The organism is Janthinobacterium sp. 64 (genome assembly GCF_002813325.1).
Lineage (GTDB): Bacteria > Pseudomonadota > Gammaproteobacteria > Burkholderiales > Burkholderiaceae_D > Janthinobacterium.
The window spans coordinates 2,387,693-2,405,622 of sequence record NZ_PHUG01000001.1; the positions used below are offsets into that span (position 1 = coordinate 2,387,693).

15 protein-coding genes are annotated in these 17,930 nt (G+C 63.0%); 9 read left to right on the forward strand and 6 right to left on the reverse strand.

The window, feature by feature from the left end; translation table 11 throughout:
- Positions 1 to 243: 243 nt before the first annotated feature.
- Entirely contained in the window at positions 244 to 1,908 is a 1,665-nt protein-coding gene (gene pgi / locus CLU91_RS10430; protein WP_100874097.1) for a glucose-6-phosphate isomerase, read from the forward strand.
- An 11-nt stretch (positions 1,909 to 1,919) separates the two neighbouring features.
- Positions 1,920 to 2,816, forward strand: a complete 897-nt coding sequence (locus CLU91_RS10435; protein ID WP_100874098.1) for an SMP-30/gluconolactonase/LRE family protein — start codon at positions 1,920 to 1,922, stop codon at positions 2,814 to 2,816.
- 94 nt (positions 2,817 to 2,910) lie between these two features.
- On the opposite strand, the gene CLU91_RS10440 is transcribed toward CLU91_RS10435, so the two are convergent.
- Positions 2,911 to 3,864: a chemotaxis protein gene (locus CLU91_RS10440; RefSeq protein WP_029496595.1), complete on the reverse strand. Its 954-nt coding sequence runs from the start codon at positions 3,862 to 3,864 to the stop codon at positions 2,911 to 2,913.
- 528 nt (positions 3,865 to 4,392) lie between these two features.
- On the opposite strand from CLU91_RS10440, the gene zwf reads away from it, so the two are divergent.
- Entirely contained in the window at positions 4,393 to 5,865 is a 1,473-nt protein-coding gene (zwf, locus tag CLU91_RS10445; protein ID WP_100874099.1) for a glucose-6-phosphate dehydrogenase, read from the forward strand.
- Between the two features lie 87 nt (positions 5,866 to 5,952).
- Positions 5,953 to 6,807 carry an SIS domain-containing protein gene (locus tag CLU91_RS10450; RefSeq protein ID WP_034750862.1) on the forward strand — a complete coding sequence of 285 codons (855 nt, stop codon included), beginning with the start codon at positions 5,953 to 5,955 and terminating at the stop codon, positions 6,805 to 6,807.
- Between the two features lie 51 nt (positions 6,808 to 6,858).
- On the opposite strand, the gene CLU91_RS10455 is transcribed toward CLU91_RS10450, so the two are convergent.
- Positions 6,859 to 7,521, reverse strand: a complete 663-nt coding sequence (locus CLU91_RS10455) for a DUF3304 domain-containing protein (protein WP_157814673.1) — start codon at positions 7,519 to 7,521, stop codon at positions 6,859 to 6,861.
- Positions 7,522 to 7,690: 169 nt separating this feature from the next.
- On the opposite strand from CLU91_RS10455, the gene tal reads away from it, so the two are divergent.
- Positions 7,691 to 8,626 (forward strand): transaldolase, encoded by a 936-nt coding sequence (tal, locus tag CLU91_RS10460; protein WP_100874101.1) that lies wholly within the window; start codon positions 7,691 to 7,693, stop codon positions 8,624 to 8,626.
- A gap of 66 nt (positions 8,627 to 8,692) precedes the next feature.
- Here tal and CLU91_RS10465 read toward each other — a convergent pair whose 3' ends face one another.
- Positions 8,693 to 9,550 (reverse strand): hypothetical protein, encoded by an 858-nt coding sequence (locus CLU91_RS10465; protein WP_157814674.1) that lies wholly within the window; start codon positions 9,548 to 9,550, stop codon positions 8,693 to 8,695.
- A gap of 167 nt (positions 9,551 to 9,717) precedes the next feature.
- Between CLU91_RS10465 and CLU91_RS10475 the strand changes: the two genes are divergently transcribed.
- The 3 genes from CLU91_RS10475 to CLU91_RS10485 all read left to right on the forward strand — a co-directional run bounded on the left by CLU91_RS10475 (position 9,718) and on the right by CLU91_RS10485 (position 13,961).
- Positions 9,718 to 10,809, forward strand: a complete 1,092-nt coding sequence (locus CLU91_RS10475; protein ID WP_100874104.1) for a patatin-like phospholipase family protein — start codon at positions 9,718 to 9,720, stop codon at positions 10,807 to 10,809.
- Positions 10,810 to 10,930: 121 nt separating this feature from the next.
- The gene (locus tag CLU91_RS10480) at positions 10,931 to 12,652 is read left to right on the forward strand and encodes a methyl-accepting chemotaxis protein (protein ID WP_100874105.1); all 1,722 of its coding nucleotides are present in this window, start codon (positions 10,931 to 10,933) and stop codon (positions 12,650 to 12,652) included.
- Between the two features lie 130 nt (positions 12,653 to 12,782).
- Positions 12,783 to 13,961 (forward strand): tetratricopeptide repeat protein, encoded by a 1,179-nt coding sequence (locus tag CLU91_RS10485; RefSeq protein ID WP_100874106.1) that lies wholly within the window; start codon positions 12,783 to 12,785, stop codon positions 13,959 to 13,961.
- Here the strand turns inward: CLU91_RS10485 and hemW are convergent.
- Both hemW and rdgB read right to left on the reverse strand, forming a co-directional pair.
- Entirely contained in the window at positions 13,958 to 15,232 is a 1,275-nt protein-coding gene (gene hemW, locus CLU91_RS10490) for a radical SAM family heme chaperone HemW (protein ID WP_100874107.1), read from the reverse strand. The genes CLU91_RS10485 and hemW overlap by 4 nt on opposite strands.
- The gene (gene rdgB, locus CLU91_RS10495) at positions 15,229 to 15,813 is read right to left on the reverse strand and encodes an RdgB/HAM1 family non-canonical purine NTP pyrophosphatase (protein WP_100874108.1); all 585 of its coding nucleotides are present in this window, start codon (positions 15,811 to 15,813) and stop codon (positions 15,229 to 15,231) included. The genes hemW and rdgB overlap by 4 nt, the downstream gene beginning before the upstream one ends.
- 224 nt (positions 15,814 to 16,037) lie before the next feature.
- Between rdgB and CLU91_RS10500 the strand changes: the two genes are divergently transcribed.
- Entirely contained in the window at positions 16,038 to 17,006 is a 969-nt protein-coding gene (locus CLU91_RS10500) for an IS1595 family transposase (RefSeq protein ID WP_100874109.1), read from the forward strand.
- Positions 17,007 to 17,013: 7 nt separating this feature from the next.
- Here CLU91_RS10500 and rph read toward each other — a convergent pair whose 3' ends face one another.
- Positions 17,014 to 17,742, reverse strand: coding sequence for a ribonuclease PH (rph, locus tag CLU91_RS10505; protein ID WP_100874110.1), 729 nt, complete (start codon positions 17,740 to 17,742; stop codon positions 17,014 to 17,016).
- Positions 17,743 to 17,930 lie beyond the last annotated feature (188 nt).

Sequence of the window (17,930 nt, forward strand, 5' to 3'; positions counted from 1 at the left end):
ACGGATTGCGGCGTATCAAAGCCAACCCCGGCAATATCGCGTATCCGCAGCTGCCAACAGATCACTTATATACGGCTGCTGCAGTCGCTAAAAAAAACACAACAAAATCGGCTTCGCGTCACAAACTGTAGTGAAATTACGTTTTTCTGATGTATTATTCTCATACCAACGCCGGATCCGCTGTTCTCCACGATGAACGCGCCGCGCTCCCTTCAACCGAGACAAGCACCCAAGCCGACCGCCATGCGCCAGCCAGCACCTACTCCTGCCATCACCGCCACCGCCAGTTTCCAGTCCCTGCAAGCGCACAGCGCCAGCCTGCGCGAAGTGCATCTGCGCGAGCTGTTCGCGCTGGATTCCGCACGTTTCTCGACGATGACGGTCGATGCGGCCGGCCTGCTGCTCGATTACTCGAAGAACCGGGTCGACGCCACCGCCATGCGCCTGCTGATGGACCTGGCGCGCGAACGCGGCGTGGAAGCGCAGCGCGAAGCCATGTTCACTGGCGAGAAAATCAATCTTACCGAACATCGGGCCGTTCTGCATACGGCTTTGCGCGCGCCACGCGGCACCAGGCTGGTCGTCGATGGCCAGGATATCGATGCCGACGTGCAAGATGTGCTGCAGCGCGTGAAAGCGTTTACGGACAAGGTCCGCAATGGCAGCTGGCTCGGCTACACGGGCAAGCCGATTTGCGACATCGTCAACATCGGCATCGGCGGCTCGGACCTGGGCCCGAAAATGGCGTGCCTGGCCCTGCGCTCCTACGCCAACCCGGGCCTGGAAATGCACTTTGTGTCCAACGTCGACGGGCACGACATGGAAGCGACCCTGTCGAAAGTCGATCCGGAAACAACGCTCTTCATCGTGGCATCGAAAACTTTTGTGACAGCCGAAACCATGCTCAACGCCAACACGGCGCGCGCCTGGTTTTTACTGGAAGGCGAAGAAAAGGACCTGGCGCAGCACTTCGTGGCCGTCTCGACCAACACGCAAGCCATCGTCGACTTCGGTATTTCGCCGGACAATATGTTCCCGTTCTGGGACTGGGTCGGCGGCCGTTACTCCGTCTGGTCGTCGATCGGCCTGGCCGTGGCGCTGTCCGTCGGTTTTGAATACTTCAGCGATTTCCTCGCCGGCGCGCATGCGATGGACCAGCATTTCCGCCAGGCCCCATTGGAACAAAACATGCCCGTCGTGCTGGCCATGGTCGGCTTCTGGAACCGCCAGTTCCTCGACTGCGGCTCCGTTTCCATCGCACCGTACCACCAGGACTTGAGCCGCTTTGCCGCCTACTTGCAACAGCTGGACATGGAAAGCAACGGCAAGCGCGTCACCAAGGACGGCGTGCCCGTCGATGTGCCGACCGGCCCCGTCATCTGGGGCGATTGCGGCACGAATGCGCAGCATGCGTATTTCCAGCTGCTGCACCAGGGTACCGACATTACCCCCATCGACTTCATCGCCGCCCTGCGCGCCACGCACGATTTGCCGGGCCACCACGACGCCCTGCTGGCGAACTGCTTCGCCCAGTCGGAAGCCTTCATGACGGGCAAGACGGGCGAGGAAGTGCGCCTTGATTTACAGGCGCAAGGCTTGCCGGAAAGCGAGATCGAAGCGCTGGTGCCGCACAAGACCTTCCCCGGCAACCGCCCCAGCAACACCATTTTGATGGACCAGCTGACCCCGACCACCCTGGGCGCCCTGATCGCGCTGTACGAACACAAGACCTTCGTGCAGGGCGTCTTGTGGAACGTCAACAGTTTTGATCAGTGGGGCGTGGAACTGGGCAAGGTACTGGCCAAGAAAATCCAGGCCGAACTGACGGGCGAAGCCCGTCCCGACCACCACGACAGCTCGACCAATGGCTTGATTGCCCTGGCGAAAGCAGCAAAAGCCGCATATTAAAAAAGAGATAGATGAATATTTACGAAATCAAAGTAGTGAGCGACAAGCCCATGCAAGTGGGCGAATGCCCGCTATGGCATGGCAAGGAAGCGGCCCTGTACTGGGTCGACATCGATGGCCGCGCCGTGCACCGTTTGCACCCGGCCAGCGGCAAGCATGAACAATGGAGCATGCCGACGGAACCGTCGGCGCTGGCCATCAATGCGGATGGCGGCCTGATCGTCGCCTTGCGCAGCGGCTTTGCCCACCTCGACACGAAGACGGGCAGCCTGGCGGACATCGCCCCGGCGCCGTTCGACATGGCGACCACGCGCTTCAACGATGGCAAGGTCGACCCGGCAGGCCGCTTCTGGGTCGGTACGATTTTCGAGCCGCGCAACGCCGATGCGGCGGAAATGTTCGTGCTGGAAAAGGGACAAGTACGCAAGGTCTGGTCGGGCGGCATGACCGTGTCGAACGGCCTGGGCTTCAGCCCGGACAAGCGCACCATGTACCACGCAGATACCACCACGCACCGCATCGACCGCTACGATTTCGATGCGGCCACGGGTGCCATTTCCGCGCCGCAACCATTCCAGCGTTTTTCCACGGACAAGAAAGCGTTTGATTACGGCGGGCGCCCCGATGGCGCAGCCGTCGACAGCGAAGGCAATTACTGGTCGGCCATGTTTGAAGGCGGCAAGATTTTACGCTTCGCCCCCGATGGCCATCTGCTCGGTGAAATTACCGTGCCCGTGCGCTGCCCCACCATGGTGACGTTTGGCGGCCCCGACCTGCGCACCCTGTACATCACCAGCGCCAGCCACAACCGTTCCGCAGCCGAACTCGCCGACTACCCGTTGACGGGCCACGTGCTGTCCGTGCGCGTGGATGTGGCGGGCCAGGCGGAAACGCCGTATCAAGCGTAATAGTTCCGGGGTCAGACCCTCAATGCCGCTAACTCAGAGGCTTGTGCTGCCGCCCCCGGGGGTCTGACCCCAGCTTTTCGACCTTGGGTTGAAATTACCGCGCCAGCACTTTGCGGATGGTGTCAGCCAGTTCCGCGGCCACAAACTTGGCCACATAACCATCGGCGCCCACGCCCTTGACGTGGTCTTCGTTGGTCGAGCCCGTCAGCGACGAGTGGATCACCACGGGGATGTTGGAGAAGCGGCCATCATTCTTGATGTTGCGCGTCAGGGTAAAGCCATCCATTTCCGGCATTTCCAGGTCGGTCAGCACCAGCGCGACCTTGTCTTTCGCCGTCTTGCCTTCGGTCGCCGCCTGGGCCGAGATCGCCTGCAGGCGTTCCCATGCTTCCTTGCCCGTTTTAGTCATGATGAAGGGCACGCCCATCGCTTCGAGACCCTTTTCGATCAGCGAGCGGGCCAGCGAGGAATCGTCGGCCGCGAGGATCACGGCGCCGGCAGGCAAGCGCACTTGCGGGCCGATGCTGTTCTTGTCCACGTCCGGGTCGCCCGACGGCAGCACGTCGCGCAGGATTTGCTCCACGTCGAGCACTTGCGCCAGGCGCGTCTTGTCCGTGTCGCCATCGAGGCGCGCGATGCTGGTGACGAGGCCGCCACCGACGCTCGATTCGGCCGACAGCACCTGATTCCATTCCAGGCGCACGATTTCATCGACCTCTTCCACGGCAAACGCCTGTGTCGAGCGGGCAAATTCGGTCACCATCAGGATCTTCAAGCCGCTGCTCTTGCAACCGACCGCCATCGGCAAGTCGATCACGGGCACGATCTGGCCACGGATATTGACCACGCCCAGCATGTGCGGGTGCGACCCGGCCACCGCCGTAATGGCCGGCATCTCCATGATTTCACGTACCTTGAACACATTGATGCCGAACAGTTCGCGGCTGGTCGAGTGATCGCTGGTGCCCAGCTTGAACAGGAACAGTTCGAATTTGTTATTGCCTGTCAGGCTGGTGCGTTCATCGACATCTTGTTGCATTGAATTCATTGTGTCCCCTTAAGCCGTCTTGTAAAGTTAAGTCTGCCTACCCGTGATGCTGCGAACAGTGCGGACTGCACGTCGCACAGACGTCGGATGGCGGGTTCGGGGCATGGCCGGCGCTAACGGTGCAGTGCAGTACAACCAATAGTTGCTATTGATTTCAGCTTGAATTATACGTTTTTTTACTTTCCTTAAAGCTACTTTACGCTGCTATCGGCGATCCTGACAGTATTTCTTGATTTGCTTGTTGCTACAGCGCAAATGATGACGGAGAGAACCGAAAATTTCCCTGGCAACCATGGTGGCTTTGAAAATCCCTGCGCCAGCGAACGGCATATAATGGTCTTGCCAGCGCCGCCTGCCAGCATACCGGGCAAAATGGCGACGGCAGCGGATGGAATGTAGTAAAATTTCTTGCAATTGCCTGTTCTACGTAGTAAATTTACACCATCGATTATAGTAGCGACAGACTGGCACTTCCGGTCGGCTTTCTCCCCCGCTCCGGCCCTTTTACTTTTGCGACGACACTCACTTATGGCACTTACCGATTTTGACCTGGTCCTGTTTGGCGGCAGCGGCGATTTAGCAATGCGCAAGTTGTTGCCTGCAATGTATGCGCGCGACGTCGCGAACGATTTGCCGCCGACGGCGCGCATCATCTGTGTGGGCCGCCAGGACAGCGGCCAGGATGCCTTCCTGAAAATGGTAGAGACCAACTCGCGTCCCCATATCAAGGCCAGCACCCTGAATGCCGCCACCTGGAGCAAATTTTGCGCGCGCATCGTGTATGTGTCGCTCAACGCCAGCGATGCGGCCACGTACGCGCCGCTGGTCGAAGCGCTGCGCGGCGATGCCGAACTGACGCGCGTGTACTACCTGGCCACGCCGCCGCATCTGTTCGCGCTGATCTGCGACAACCTGGAAGACAACGGCCTGGTGACGCCGAACTCGCGCGTGGTGCTGGAAAAGCCGCTGGGCCGCGACCTGGCCAGCGCCAAACAGATCAACGCCGAAGTGGGCAAGGTTTTCCAGGAATCGCAGATCTACCGTATCGACCATTACCTGGGCAAGGAAACCGTACAGAACTTGCTGGCCCTGCGCTTCGGCAACATCCTGTTCGAACCGCTGTGGCGCCGCGAATGGATTTCCGACGTGCAGATCACCATCGCCGAAAAGCTGGGCGTGGGCAACCGCATGGGTTACTACGACACTTCGGGCGCGCTGCGCGACATGCTGCAAAACCACTTGTTGCAACTGCTGTGCATCGTCGCCATGGAACCGCCGACCTCGATCGCGCCGGACGCCGTGCGTGATGAAAAGCTGCAAGTGTTGCGCTCGCTGAAAAAATTCACGCCCACCACGCTGGCGCAAAACATCGTGCGCGGCCAGTACCGCGCGGGCCACGTCGATGGCGCCACCGTGCCGAGCTACCGCGACGAGCCGGATGCACCGGAACATTCGCGCACCGAGACCTTCGTTGCGCTGAAGGCGGAAATCGACACCTGGCGCTGGGCCGGCGTGCCGTTCTACCTGCGCACGGGCAAGCGCATGGCCGACAGCCTGGCCGAAATCGTCGTGCGCTTCAAGCAGATCCCGCACTCGATCTTCAACCAGCCCACGTCGAGCTTCCAGCCGAACTGCCTGGTGATCCGCTTGCAGCCGGACGAAGGCTTGCGCATGAACCTGATGGCGAAAACCCCGGGCGACGGCATGCGCTTGAAACCGGCGGAGCTGGAACTCGATTTCCGCGAATCGTTCAAGACGCCGCGCATGGACGCCTACGAGCGCCTGCTGCTCGACGTCCTGCGCGGCCAGCTGACCCTGTTCATGCGCGGCGACGAACTGGAAGCGGCCTGGGAATGGGTCGAGCCGATTCTCGACAACTGGGAACAGAACGACAGCGCGCCGATTCCGTATACGGCCGGCACCTGGGGCCCCGCGGCCGCCAGCGCCCTGATCGGCCGCGATGGCTTGCAGTGGCGTGAAGAAGCCTTACCTGAGGATTAACAGGCAAGACAAGGGCCTGCCCGCAGATGGGCAGGCCTTTTACCTATTATCCCCACACTCCTGAACACCTACCAGAAGACTACCCTGATGCTGCTTGACTCCATCCGCACCCAGCTCGATTCGCTCTCCAAGTCGGAGAAAAAGGTCGCGCTGGCCGTGCTTGACCAGCCGAACCAGACGGTCAGCCAGAACATCACGGCGCTGGCGAAAAGCGCGCAGGTGTCGGAACCGACCGTGGTGCGCTTTTGCCGCACGCTGGGCTATGACGGCTGGCATGAATTCAAGCTGAAACTGGCGCAGGGCCTGGCCCTGGCCATGCCGGGCGCGAACGAGCAGCCGGCGCAGGACGACCTGGCGGCCGACCTGGTGAATAAAATCTGCAGCCGCTCGATCAATACCCTGCTCGACCTGCGCAACAACCTGAACCCGGAAGCGATCCAGCGCGCGCTCGACATCCTGTCGCGCGCCAGCAAGATCGAATTCTATGGCCAGGGCACGTCGGGCATCGTGGCAGCCGACGCGCAGCACAAGTTCTTCCGCTCGGGCGTGCCGACGGTGGCCTACAGCGATCCGAACATCCACAGCATCGCCGCGGCCCTGCTGCGCGGCGGCGACTGCCTGGTGGCCATCTCGCAGCGCGGCAACAGCCCTGCCCTGGTGCGCTCCGTAAAACTGGCGCGCCGCGGTGGCGCCGACGTCGTCGTGCTGGCCCCATCGGGCACGCCGCTGGCCGACCTGGCCACCGTGCTGATCCCGATTGACCTGGTCTTCAACACCGACCCCTACACGCCGATTTCCGCGCGCCTGGCCTACCTGGTCGTGATCGACGTGCTGGCCGTGGGCCTGGCCCTGCAGCGCGGGCCTGAATTCCGCAAGAAGATGCAGAATGCACAGAAGGCCTTGCAGGAATTCGACATGCAGTTCGACTCCTTCATCGGTTGATCCCCCATCGGCGCCAGCCTCGCTGAGCGGCGCAGTCGCCTTGCCCATGCGTCATTCCAGATGCGGCTTGCGGGGGATGCCATAGAAAGGATTCTCAATTTCTTGCCGGCAGAACTGTCCCTGGGGAAGGCGCGTGGCATGCGATTTCACCTCGGCTGCAGCAAGCGGCGTATCCGTCTTGAATGTTCCCAGCCGTGCCTGCACCGTGCCATCGGCAAGAAAGTGCAAGAGCACGATGTGCGGGCGGTCGGGACCTGTCGCGGGAAGAATGTCGACCATGGCCTGGCACCAGCGGCTGCCGGGAGCACTGCTCCGTGACGTGCGTTCATCATAAGACAGACTCGATTTTCCATCGTGGTAGCTCGTGTCAAATACCACGCTCCACACCACCCGCACCCTCAGCGGCTTGTCGAGCGGCCGGTCCCAGCTTAAACAGCAATTGCCAATGCTGACGGCAACTTTTTCACCATTATCCAGTGTCCTCTCGCTGGCGTCGCGAAAAAAAATGGAGCCGCCGCTGGGCGCGTCATCGATATTGAAGGGCAGCGAGACTTCCTTGTAGGCAATGGAATACAGGTCGTACGGCGTGTAGTTATAGGAAGTGGTCGTAAAAGTTTGCTCACTTAACTCTTTTTGCAATCGCTCCTCCTTCTCCCTGGCATTGCAGGCAGCCAGCATGGACAGGGACAACAGGATGAGGATAAATTTTTTCATGATCAGAAAAATGTACAAAACAGACAAGTCCGGGCAATTATGCGCGCATTCCCAAAAAAGCAAGATTCAATTAGGCAAGTAGTGCCAGGGAGAAGACAATAGTGGATCCCACATGCGATGGATTCGGTACAATAGTCCGGCAAGCCCATTCACTCTTTCCCGTGCAGCCATGAACCAACTCGAACAACTGAAGCAATTTACTACCGTGGTGGCCGACACCGGCGACTTCCAATCGATCCAGGCCTACACGCCGCGCGATGCGACGACGAATCCGTCGCTGATCCTGAAGGCCGTGCAGAAGGATGAATACAAGCCGCTGCTGGAAAAGGCCGTGCGCGACCATCCGAACGCTTCCAACGGCGAAATCATCGACCGCCTGCTGATCGCGTTTGGCGAGGAAATCCTGCAAACCATCCCCGGCCGCGTCTCCACCGAAGTCGATGCGCGCCTGTCATTCGACACGGAAGGCACGGTGGCCAAGGGCCGCGACCTGATCGCCCTGTATTCGAACGCCGGCATTGCCCGCGAGCGCGTGCTGATCAAGATCGCCTCCACCTGGGAAGGCATCCGCGCCGCCGCCATCCTGGAAAAGGAAGGCATCCGCTGCAACATGACCCTGCTGTTCTCGCTGGCACAGGCCATCGCCTGCGCCGAAGCAGGCGCGCAGCTGATTTCACCCTTCGTCGGCCGCATCTACGACTGGTACAAGAAATCGACGGGCATCGATTACATGGGCGCGGAAGACCCGGGCGTGCAGTCGGTCCGCCGCATCTACAACTACTACCGCAAGTTTGGCTACAAGACCGAGGTGATGGGCGCGAGCTTCCGCAACACCTCGCAAATCCTCGAACTGGCCGGCTGCGACCTGCTCACCATCAGCCCCGACCTGCTGCAAAAGCTGGCCGACAGCGATGCCCCAGTGGAGCGCAAGCTGAGCGCCGAAGCGGCGCCATCGACCAACATCGTGCACATGTCGCTCAACGAAGAAGCCTTCCGTTTCATGATGAATGAAGACGCGATGGCGACGGAGAAGCTGGCCGAAGGCATCCGCGCCTTCTGCGTCGATTCCGGCAAGCTGAAACAGATGATCGCGGCGCTGCGTTAATCGCCTCGTGCGTAAAAAAGCGGCGTCCGTGCATTGCACGGCGCCGCTTTTTTCATGCCTGCGCGATCAAGAACAGCGGAAGGTGGCCACGCCCTGGTAATTGGCGCCATTCGCCATGACCACCTTGTAGCCGCCCGTGACGAGGTAGCTTCCCGTGCCGCCGTCGCCCAGCGCCAGCAGCATGCCCGAACTGCCGCCCAGGAAGCCGCCGCTGATGACCGTCATGTCCGGCGTCTTGATCGTGCCGCTGCCGCTGGCCTTGCCGGTGCTGCCGCCGGCAGTGGCATCGACCGTCATGGCCAGCGTGGCGCCTGCGGCGCCAAAGGACAAGGTGGCGCTGCCGCTTGCCGTGCCGAAATAGCCGTCCTGCTGCACGCTGGCGCCGCCCGTATAGCTGGGCGCCGTGAACTTGCCCGCATCGCATTGGAAGGCGCCGGCGAATGGCAAGGCCGCCACCGTGTTGTAGACGCTGTAATGGGCGCTGGCATTGTTGCCGCTCATGACCGTGCTACCGCTGCTGCGCGTGAGGGTGCCGGTGAACCACCGTCCCTGCGCAAATGCCGCGTCGCCGACAATGTCGCGCGTGATGGCGGGCGTGCCGCTGAAGCTGACGCCAGAGATCTCGCTCAGGGCGCCGGAGCTGCCTTGCGCCACGCTGCCCAAGGTGCCGTAAGCCTGGCTGGCAACGGCCAGCAGCAGGTAGCGCGGGCTCGGCCCCTTCGCAAACGGCGCGCTGACGCTGCCCGTGTCGCTGCCGGCGGGCGGCGGAGTGACCTGCGTCACAGGGGGGACTGGATTGACGGGCTGGGCCGGATTCGCGGCAACCAGGGCATCGGAGGAGGAAGAGCCGCCGCCGCAGGCACTGAGGGTAGCAGCGAGCAAGACTGGCAGAACAAGGTTGAAGGCACAGGTGGGTTTTTTCATGTATCTCTTATCAATCAAAAAAGGCAAGGACGGTACGCTTGCAATGCAATTTAGTTTCCAGATAATATTGCTTTTTCCTCTCAACTGTCGCACGCCTGCCACCGCCCTTTGGCACGGCATGACGCTACAATCGCTACAATAAGTAATCGCCACCAGCCGCCACGCGCATGTCCTTCACCCTGCCTGCTTCGTCCGCCATCACCATCCGCCTGGGCCGCCGCGCCCGCGCCCGCATTGCCGAAAACGGCTTGCGCGCCAGCGACATCGCCATCGTGCCTGCCGCCGCGGGTGGGCCGAAAGGCTTGATCCTGCACCAGCTCGATTGCTGGCTGTTCGGTGATTTTCTGGCGCAGGCGCCGCGCCCGCGCCACTTCGTCGGCGCCTCGATAGGCGCCTGGCGCATGGCCGCCGCCGTGTTCCCCGACCCGGTGGCCGCGCAGCGCCGCCTGGTGCGCGAATACGTGGGCCAGCGTTATCCCGACAAGCCCGAGGCGGCGCACGTCAGCCGCACCTGCCGCGCCCTGCTCGACGCCGTCCTCGATGGACAGGATGCGCAGCTGCTGCAGCACGAGCGCCACAGCCTGTCGGTGCTGGCCGTGCGCGGCGTCGGCGCGCTGGCGCAGCCGGGAAAATGGCGCGACCGGTGCGGCTTCCTGCTGGCGGCCGCCGGCAACGCCGTGGCGCGCGCGCGTCTGGCCGCCTCGCTGGAACGCGCTGTGTTCCATGCCGGGCCGGACGGCGCCAGCTGGCTGCGCTCGCGCTTCGACGCCTTTCATTCCCACTTCGTGCCGCTGGCGCAAAAGAACCTGCGCGACGCGCTGCTCGCTTCCGGCTCCATCCCGCTGGTGCTCGATGCCGTGACGGACATCGCCGGCGCGCCGCCCGGGCGCTACTGGGACGGCGGCCTGGTCGACTACCATCTGCACCTGCCTTACCAGCGCGAACCGGACCTGGTGCTGTACCCGCATTTTGCCGACCATATCGTGCCGGGCTGGCTGGACAAGGCCATGCCCTGGCGCCGCGCGCGCAGCGGCGATAGCGCACTCGACAACATGATCCTCGTCTCGCCCTCGCCCGCCTTCGTGGCCAGCCTGCCGAACGGCAAACTGCCGGACCGGCGCGACTTCCCCCATTACGGGCAAGACCACGCGGCGCGCATGCGCGACTGGCGCCGCGCCATCGCGGAAAGCGAACGCATGGCAGCCGCCTTCGCCCGCTGGGCCGAGTTGCCGGACCTGCGCCAGACGCTCGACCTGTAGCACGGGCGAGACTGCAACAGGCACCAAAACAAGCGCGCTTTTCCCTCGCCTATTGGTCACTTATCAGTGCATACTATGTCGCACAGGCAATTAAATCCCCTCTGCGACAGGAGCTCCAACCATGCATGCCCTCTCCCACCTTCGTATCGGCACGCGCCTGGCGGCAGGCTTCGCGCTGGTACTGCTGCTGTCCGTGATTTCCACCTCGTATGCGCTGTACAGCGCGCGCGTGAATGCCGAAGCGACGCGGCAAATGATGGAAAAACCGCTGGCCAAGGAACGTCTGGTATCGGACTGGTATGTACTGATTTACTCGGCCATCGCGCGCACCTCGATGATCGCCAAAAGCACGGATGAAACCCTGTCCAGCGTGTTTGCCGACACCATCGCCGACAGCACCAAACAGGGCAGCGAACTGCTGAAGAAAATCGAGGCGCTGCTCGACAGCGATGAAGAAAAAGCCATCTTCAAATCGTCCATCGCCGAGCGCGTCAAATACCAGGATGCCAAGACCCTGGTGATGAATGCGCGCAAGGCCGGCAACGCGGCGCAGGCGGAAAGCACCTACCGCGACAGCTTCGCCCCGGCCGCCGCCAAATACCAGAACAACGTCAAGGCCTTGCTGGCGCAGCAGCGCCAGGCCATCGACGCGACGGCGCACGCCATCGAGGCAGCCAACGGGCGCAGCTTCACCCTGCTGCTGACCTTGTGCGCACTGGTGGTGGCGCTGGGCAGCGTCTGCGCCTGGCTGATCACGCGTTCGATCACCGCGCCCCTGCAGGCGGCCGTCAAGGTGGCAGAAACGGTCGCCGCGGGCGATTTGCGCACGCATTTCGGCACGGCGGCCAGCGATGAAATCGGCGACCTGATGCGCGCGCTGCACGGCATGAACGAGGCGCTGCGCAAGGTGGTGTCGGAAGTGCAGACGGGTACCAACGCGATTGCCACGGCATCGGGCGAAATCGCCGCCGGCAACCAGGATCTGTCGGCGCGCACGGAGCAGCAGGCCAGTTCGCTGGAAGAGACGGCGTCGTCGATGGAAGAACTGACCAGCACCGTGAAGCAGAATGCGGACAATGCGCGCCAGGCCAACCAGATGGCGGTCGCCGCGTCCAGCGTGGCCGAACGGGGCGGCAGCATCGTCAGCCAGGTGGTCGATACCATGGGCGCCATCGACACGGCATCGACGAAAATCGTCGACATCATCGGCGTCATCGACGGCATCGCCTTCCAGACGAATATCCTGGCATTGAACGCGGCCGTCGAAGCGGCGCGTGCCGGCGAGCAGGGGCGCGGCTTTGCCGTCGTGGCCACGGAAGTGCGCAGCCTGGCGCAGCGCTCGGCCGCCGCGGCGCGCGAAATCAAGACCCTGATCGGCGACTCGGTGGAACAGGTCAACAACGGCACCCGGCTGGTGCAGCAGGCCGGCAGCACCATGAGCGAAGTGGTCGACAGCGTGCGACGCGTCACCGACATCATGGCCGAGATCACCGCCGCCAGCGCCGAGCAAAGCATGGGCATCGACCAGGTCAATCAGGCCATCGCGCAAATGGACCAGGTAACGCAGCAAAATGCGGCCCTGGTGGAGGAAGCGGCGGCGGCGGCCGAGAGCATGCAGGATCAGGCGGCGCGCCTGGCGCAGGTGGCGGCCGGCTTCCAGCTCGAACACGTGACGCAGGCAGTGGCGCCGGTACGCGCCGCGCGGCCGGCGCCCACCCAGCTGGCCAAGCCGGCGGCCAGGAGCGCCACCGCCAGGCAGCCCAGCATCGCTGCCAGGAGCGCGCCTGCTGCGCGCAAGCCCCAGGTGCAGGTGGCTGGCGAGCAGGATTGGGAAGAGTTTTAAGGCTGACGGCGGCGCCGATTGAAAGGGTTTGACAGCGCCGTGGCGCGCGAGGATACTTGTTTCAGGTGGCAGGGCGCTCCACCGGCAGCAATACGTGTTGCGCCTGACATCGTTCTGCGGGAGCACGAACATGAAACGTATCAGCGAACAGCTGCGCCTGGCCTTCCTGTCCCCCTTGCTGCTGTGCGCATTCCTTGCCGGCTGCGCCACGGCGCCCGCCACGCCGCCGCCACCCGACCTGTTCAACGATGCCAGCTTTGCCGCGCCGGCCGTGCCGGTCGACCCGCAGCAGGCGTTTGCCATGAGCGAGGCCATGCGGCTTTACGTGCGTGTCGATATCGCGCGCGAGGCGCGCAGCAAGAATCCCCGCCGCGCGCTGGCCGATGCCCTGCGCAACCGGGCCGGGCTGCAGCTGGAATATGATGCCGCCATGACACGCACGGCGGCGCAGGCGTTCGATGCGCGCAGCGGCAATTGCCTGTCGCTGGTGCTGATGACGGCGGCACTGGCCAAGGAGATGGGGCTGGAAGTACGTTACCAGGTGGTCCTGGGAGACGAGAGCTGGAGCCGCAGCGGCGGCATGTATTTCGTCGCCGGCCACGTCAATCTCGCGCTGGAACGCCGTCCCCTCAGCAATGCGGTCGGCTACGATTCCGATGCCACCCTGCTCATCGACTTCCTGCCTGGCGAAGACCTCGTCGGCCAGCGCACGCAGGAAGTGCGCGAGGCAACCATCGTGGCCATGTACCTCAACAATCGCGCCGCCGAAGCCATGGCCAGCGGCGAGCTCGATCAAGCCTACTGGTATGCCCGCGCCGCCATCCTGCAAGACCCCACGTTTGCGGGTTCCTTCAATACCCTGGGCATCATCCAGCTGCGCCACGGCGATACCGAACCGGCGCGGCGCACGCTCGCTTACGCACTGGAACGCTCGCCCTCGAATACCGTGCTGCTGTCCAACCTGGCGCAGGCGCTCGACGGCCTGGGACGCGCGGACGAAGCCCAGCTGCTGCGGCGCAAATTGCTGGCCCTGCAGCCAGAGCCGCCGTTCCACTTTTTCAACCAGGGCCAGCGCGCCATGGAAACGGCCGACTACCAGGAAGCGGCGCGCCTGTTCAAGCGCGAGATCGCGCGCGACCCCTACTACCATGAATTCCACTTCTGGCTGGCGCAGGCGTATGCGCGCATGGGACAGCTGGCGCAGGCCGGACGCCAGCTGGAACTGGCGATGGACAACAGCACCACGCGCAGCGAGCACGGACTATACGCGGCCAAGCTGCAGCGCCTGCGCACCCTCACCACGCATTAATCTTCCAGGAACATCTGCTGCAGGTCGTTCAGGAAGCACAATCCCCGTTCCGTCGGGCGGATGAGCTGATGGTCGCGGTACAGCAAGCCTTTCGCTTCGGCCGCATTGAGCGGCCGCTCGATGGCGTTGATGGCCAGGCCCGTGCGCTCGGCGAACAGGTTGGGCGCAAAGCCCTGCGTCAGGCGCAGGGTATTGAGCATGAATTCAAAACCCATTTCCTCGCGCGCCAGCTCGCGCTCTTCCTGCACGGGGTTACCGGCCAATACCGCGTCCATGTAGGCGCGCGGCTGCTTGTAGCGGGCCTGGCGCAGCACGCGGTGCGGGAACGAAATCTTCGAATGCGCGCCCGCGCCGATGCCCAGATAATCGCCGAATTCCCAGTAATTGCGGTTGTGTTTAGCCTGGCGGCCCGGCTGCGCATACGCCGACACTTCGTAGCGGCCATAGCCCGCCTGCGCCGCGCGCTCAGCCACCATGTCGGCGATGTCGGCGCTTGCGTCATCGTCCGGCAGCGCAGGCGGATACTTGGCGAACAGGGTATTGGGTTCGAGCGTCAGGTGGTACAGCGACAAATGCGGCGGCGCGAACGACAGCGCCGTTTCCAGGTCCTGCCGCGCCTCGTCCAGCGTTTGCGTGGGCAGCGCGTACATCAGGTCGAGGTTGAAATTGTCGAAATTGGCGTGCGCGATCTCCACCGCGCGGCGCGCCTCGTTGTCGTCATGGATGCGGCCCAGCGCCTGCAAATGGCGGCCATTGAAGCTCTGGATGCCGATCGACAAACGGTTGATGCCGCTGGCCCGGTAGGACTTGAATTTTTCCGCTTCGAAGGTGCCCGGATTGGCTTCCATGGTGATTTCGCAATCGGGCTCCAGTGGCAGCAGGGTGCGCACGTCCGACATCAGCCGGTCCAGCCCCGCCGCCGACATCAGGCTGGGCGTGCCACCGCCGATGAAAATCGTGTGGATCTTGCGGCCCCAGATCAGCGGCAGCGCCATTTCCAGGTCCAGACGCAGGGCCGCCAGGTATTCGGCTTCCGGCAAGTCGCCGCGCACCTCGTGCGAATTGAAGTCGCAATACGGGCATTTTTTCACGCACCACGGAAAGTGAATGTACAGCGACAGCGGCGGCAGGGCCGTCAGGTTCAGCGCGCCAGGCTGCAGGTATTTCAGGGCCGCTCCGGCCGCGCCGGAAATGCCTTCCTGCGGCGCGGGCGACGCTCCGGGCTTGGCTGCCGACCTGGCAACGGCGCCCACCAGTTTGATCGGAATCATCGCAGCTTTTCCACCAGCGCGCGCAGGGCCTGGCCGCGGTGCGACAGCGCGTTCTTTTCATCGGACGTCAGTTCGGCCGCGCACTTGCCCAGCGCAGGAAGGAAGAAATGCGGGTCGTAGCCGAAGCCGCCGTTGCCGCGCGCAGTGGCGATCATCTCGCCATTCCAGCGGCCGTCGGCGATCACCGGTTGCGGGTCGTCCGCATGGCGCACGTACACCAGCACGCAATAGTAATAGGCGGACTTGTCGGCATGCACTTCGAGGTCGGCGATCAGTTTGGCGCTGTTGGCCGCGTCCGATTTCGGCTCGCCCGCATAGCGGGCCGAATACACGCCCGGCGCGCCGCCGAGCGCATTGACGCACACGCCGGAATCGTCGGCCAGCGCCGGCAAGCCCGTCAGGCGCGATGCGTGGCGCGCCTTTTGCAGCGCGTTTTCAACGAAGGTGTGGAACGGCTCGTCGCTTTCCGGCACGTCATACTCGCCCTGGGCGTGGACGGAAAAACCGATGGTCGAGAGCAGCTCGTTGAATTCCTTGAGCTTGCCGGCGTTGTTGGAGGCGAGGATGAGGCGTTGGGTCATGTCAGTAGTCCGGTTGAAGTGCCGACATTGTAAACCTTTTGCGCTCCCCTCACCTTGGCCCGCCGCCACGCTCAACGGCGGCAAAAGCGGGCCTGTTGCCCGGCGCGGCGGGCGGCAATGTGTAAATCTGTGTAAAGATTAGGCTCTGTCATCGAAAGCGGTGGGAACGCGCCACAGTTGCTGAGGTCTAACTGGATCAGGTATTTCCTTTCAAGGAGCCGATCATGGACGCCGCCCAGTGGCAGACCTTCGCCAGCCAATTCCCGCAACTGTCGCGCCGCCAGCGTCTTGCCAGCAGCGAATTATTGCGCACCAGCGCGCCACAGGCTGCGGCCGTCGTCCTGATCGAGCAAACAGCGCTGGCGCAACTGCATTGTCCCAGCTGTCGATCGACACATTTCCACCGTCACGGCCAGGCCCACGGTCTGCAGCGCTATCGCTGCGTGCCTTGCCGCAAAACCTTCAACGCCTTGAGCGGCACGCCGCTGGCGCATCTGCACCACAAGGAACGCTGGCTGGCCTATGCCGATTGCCTGCTCAACTCGTTTTCGGTACGCAAGGCGGCCAGCAAGGTGCATATCCATCGCAACACCAGCTTTCGCTGGCGCCACCGTTTCCTCGCGCTGGCCAAGACCGACCGACCGCGCTGCCTGCATGGCATTACCGAAGCCGACGAGATGTATGTGCTCGAGTCGCAGAAAGGTTCAAAACACATGACGCGTCCGGCGCGCAAGCGCGGAGGCCGCGCCAGCCAGCGTGGCATTTCCAATGAGCAGGTGTGCGTGCTGGTGGCGCGCGACCGCACCGGCCAAACCGTCGACTTCATTGCCGGCATGGGCCAGCTGAGCAAGGCCAAACTGCACGCCTGCCTGCCAGCGGTGATCGACCGTGACATCTTGTTGGTGAGCGATGGCCATCCGGCCTATCCCGTGTTTGCCAGGGAGATCGGCATCGGGCATGCGGCCGTTAACTTGCGGGCCGGCGTTCGCGTGCGCGGCACGGTGCATGTGCAGAACGTCAATGCGTATCACAGCAGGTTGCTCGGCTGGCTGCGTGCGTTTCATGGCGTGGCCACGCGCTACCTGCCCAACTACCTGGGCTGGCGCTGGATACTCGACGCACGGAGAATATTGTCCCCCGAAAGCTTGCTCAGAGCCACTTTGGGGACATTCCCACATCTGACGGTGACATAGCCAAAGATTACATGCCGAGGGCTTGCTTCTGCATGGCGATCAGGTCGGCGATGCCGCCTTGCGCCAGGTCCAGCAAGCGGTTCATGCCGGCGCGGTCGAAGGCGGCGCCTTCGGCCGTGCCCTGCACTTCGATGAAGTGGCCCGCTTCCGTCATCACCACGTTCATGTCCGTGTCGCAGCCCGAGTCTTCCACATAGTCCAGGTCCAGCACCGGCATGCCCTGGTAGACGCCCACCGAGATGGCGGCGACAAAGCTTTTCACGGGGATGGCGGCGATCGCGCCGCGCGCCTGCAGCTGGGAAAACGCGTCATACGCGGCCACCATGGCACCCGTGATCGAGGCCGTGCGCGTGCCGCCATCGGCCTGGATGACGTCGCAATCGAGGTGCAAAGTGCGTTCGCCGAACGCCTGCAGATCGAAGGCGGCGCGCAGCGAGCGGCCGATCAGGCGCTGGATTTCCTGCGTGCGGCCGGACTGCTTGCCGCGCGCCGCTTCGCGGTCCATGCGCGTGTGCGTCGAGCGCGGCAGCATGCCGTACTCGGCCGTCAACCAGCCCTGGCCCTTGCCCTTCAGGAAACCCGGCACCTTGTCTTCGATGCTGGCGGTGCAGATGACCTTGGTGTCGCCGCACTCGATCAGCACCGAACCTTCGGCATGCTTGGTGTACTGGCGGGTGATGCGGATGGCGCGCAGCGCATCGACGGCGCGGCCGCTCGGGCGGGATTCAAATGTCATGGGGTGTCCTGTGTGATTGGGGTTGCGGCCGCGATTTTACCACCGCGGCGCCATGCCACGGCGCAGGGCGGCCCGCGCACAAGATCCCTACAATCCTGCCCCGCCAAACACAATTTTCTTTACAATGCCGTAAAACGCACACTATTCAGCAATTTTCAGGCCATCGCGCACTTCAGTCCTGTTTTGCA

Coding starts and splice junctions, on each gene's coding strand:
- pgi (WP_100874097.1), top strand. CDS start 244: ATGCGCCAGCCAGCACCTACTCCTGCCATCACCGCCACCGCCAGTTTC.
- CLU91_RS10435 (WP_100874098.1), top strand. CDS start 1,920: ATGAATATTTACGAAATCAAAGTAGTGAGCGACAAGCCCATGCAAGTG.
- CLU91_RS10440 (WP_029496595.1), bottom strand. CDS start 3,864: ATGAATTCAATGCAACAAGATGTCGATGAACGCACCAGCCTGACAGGC.
- zwf (WP_100874099.1), top strand. CDS start 4,393: ATGGCACTTACCGATTTTGACCTGGTCCTGTTTGGCGGCAGCGGCGAT.
- CLU91_RS10450 (WP_034750862.1), top strand. CDS start 5,953: ATGCTGCTTGACTCCATCCGCACCCAGCTCGATTCGCTCTCCAAGTCG.
- CLU91_RS10455 (WP_157814673.1), bottom strand. CDS start 7,521: ATGAAAAAATTTATCCTCATCCTGTTGTCCCTGTCCATGCTGGCTGCC.
- tal (WP_100874101.1), top strand. CDS start 7,691: ATGAACCAACTCGAACAACTGAAGCAATTTACTACCGTGGTGGCCGAC.
- CLU91_RS10465 (WP_157814674.1), bottom strand. CDS start 9,550: ATGAAAAAACCCACCTGTGCCTTCAACCTTGTTCTGCCAGTCTTGCTC.
- CLU91_RS10475 (WP_100874104.1), top strand. CDS start 9,718: ATGTCCTTCACCCTGCCTGCTTCGTCCGCCATCACCATCCGCCTGGGC.
- CLU91_RS10480 (WP_100874105.1), top strand. CDS start 10,931: ATGCATGCCCTCTCCCACCTTCGTATCGGCACGCGCCTGGCGGCAGGC.
- CLU91_RS10485 (WP_100874106.1), top strand. CDS start 12,783: ATGAAACGTATCAGCGAACAGCTGCGCCTGGCCTTCCTGTCCCCCTTG.
- hemW (WP_100874107.1), bottom strand. CDS start 15,232: ATGATTCCGATCAAACTGGTGGGCGCCGTTGCCAGGTCGGCAGCCAAG.
- rdgB (WP_100874108.1), bottom strand. CDS start 15,813: ATGACCCAACGCCTCATCCTCGCCTCCAACAACGCCGGCAAGCTCAAG.
- CLU91_RS10500 (WP_100874109.1), top strand. CDS start 16,038: ATGGACGCCGCCCAGTGGCAGACCTTCGCCAGCCAATTCCCGCAACTG.
- rph (WP_100874110.1), bottom strand. CDS start 17,742: ATGACATTTGAATCCCGCCCGAGCGGCCGCGCCGTCGATGCGCTGCGC.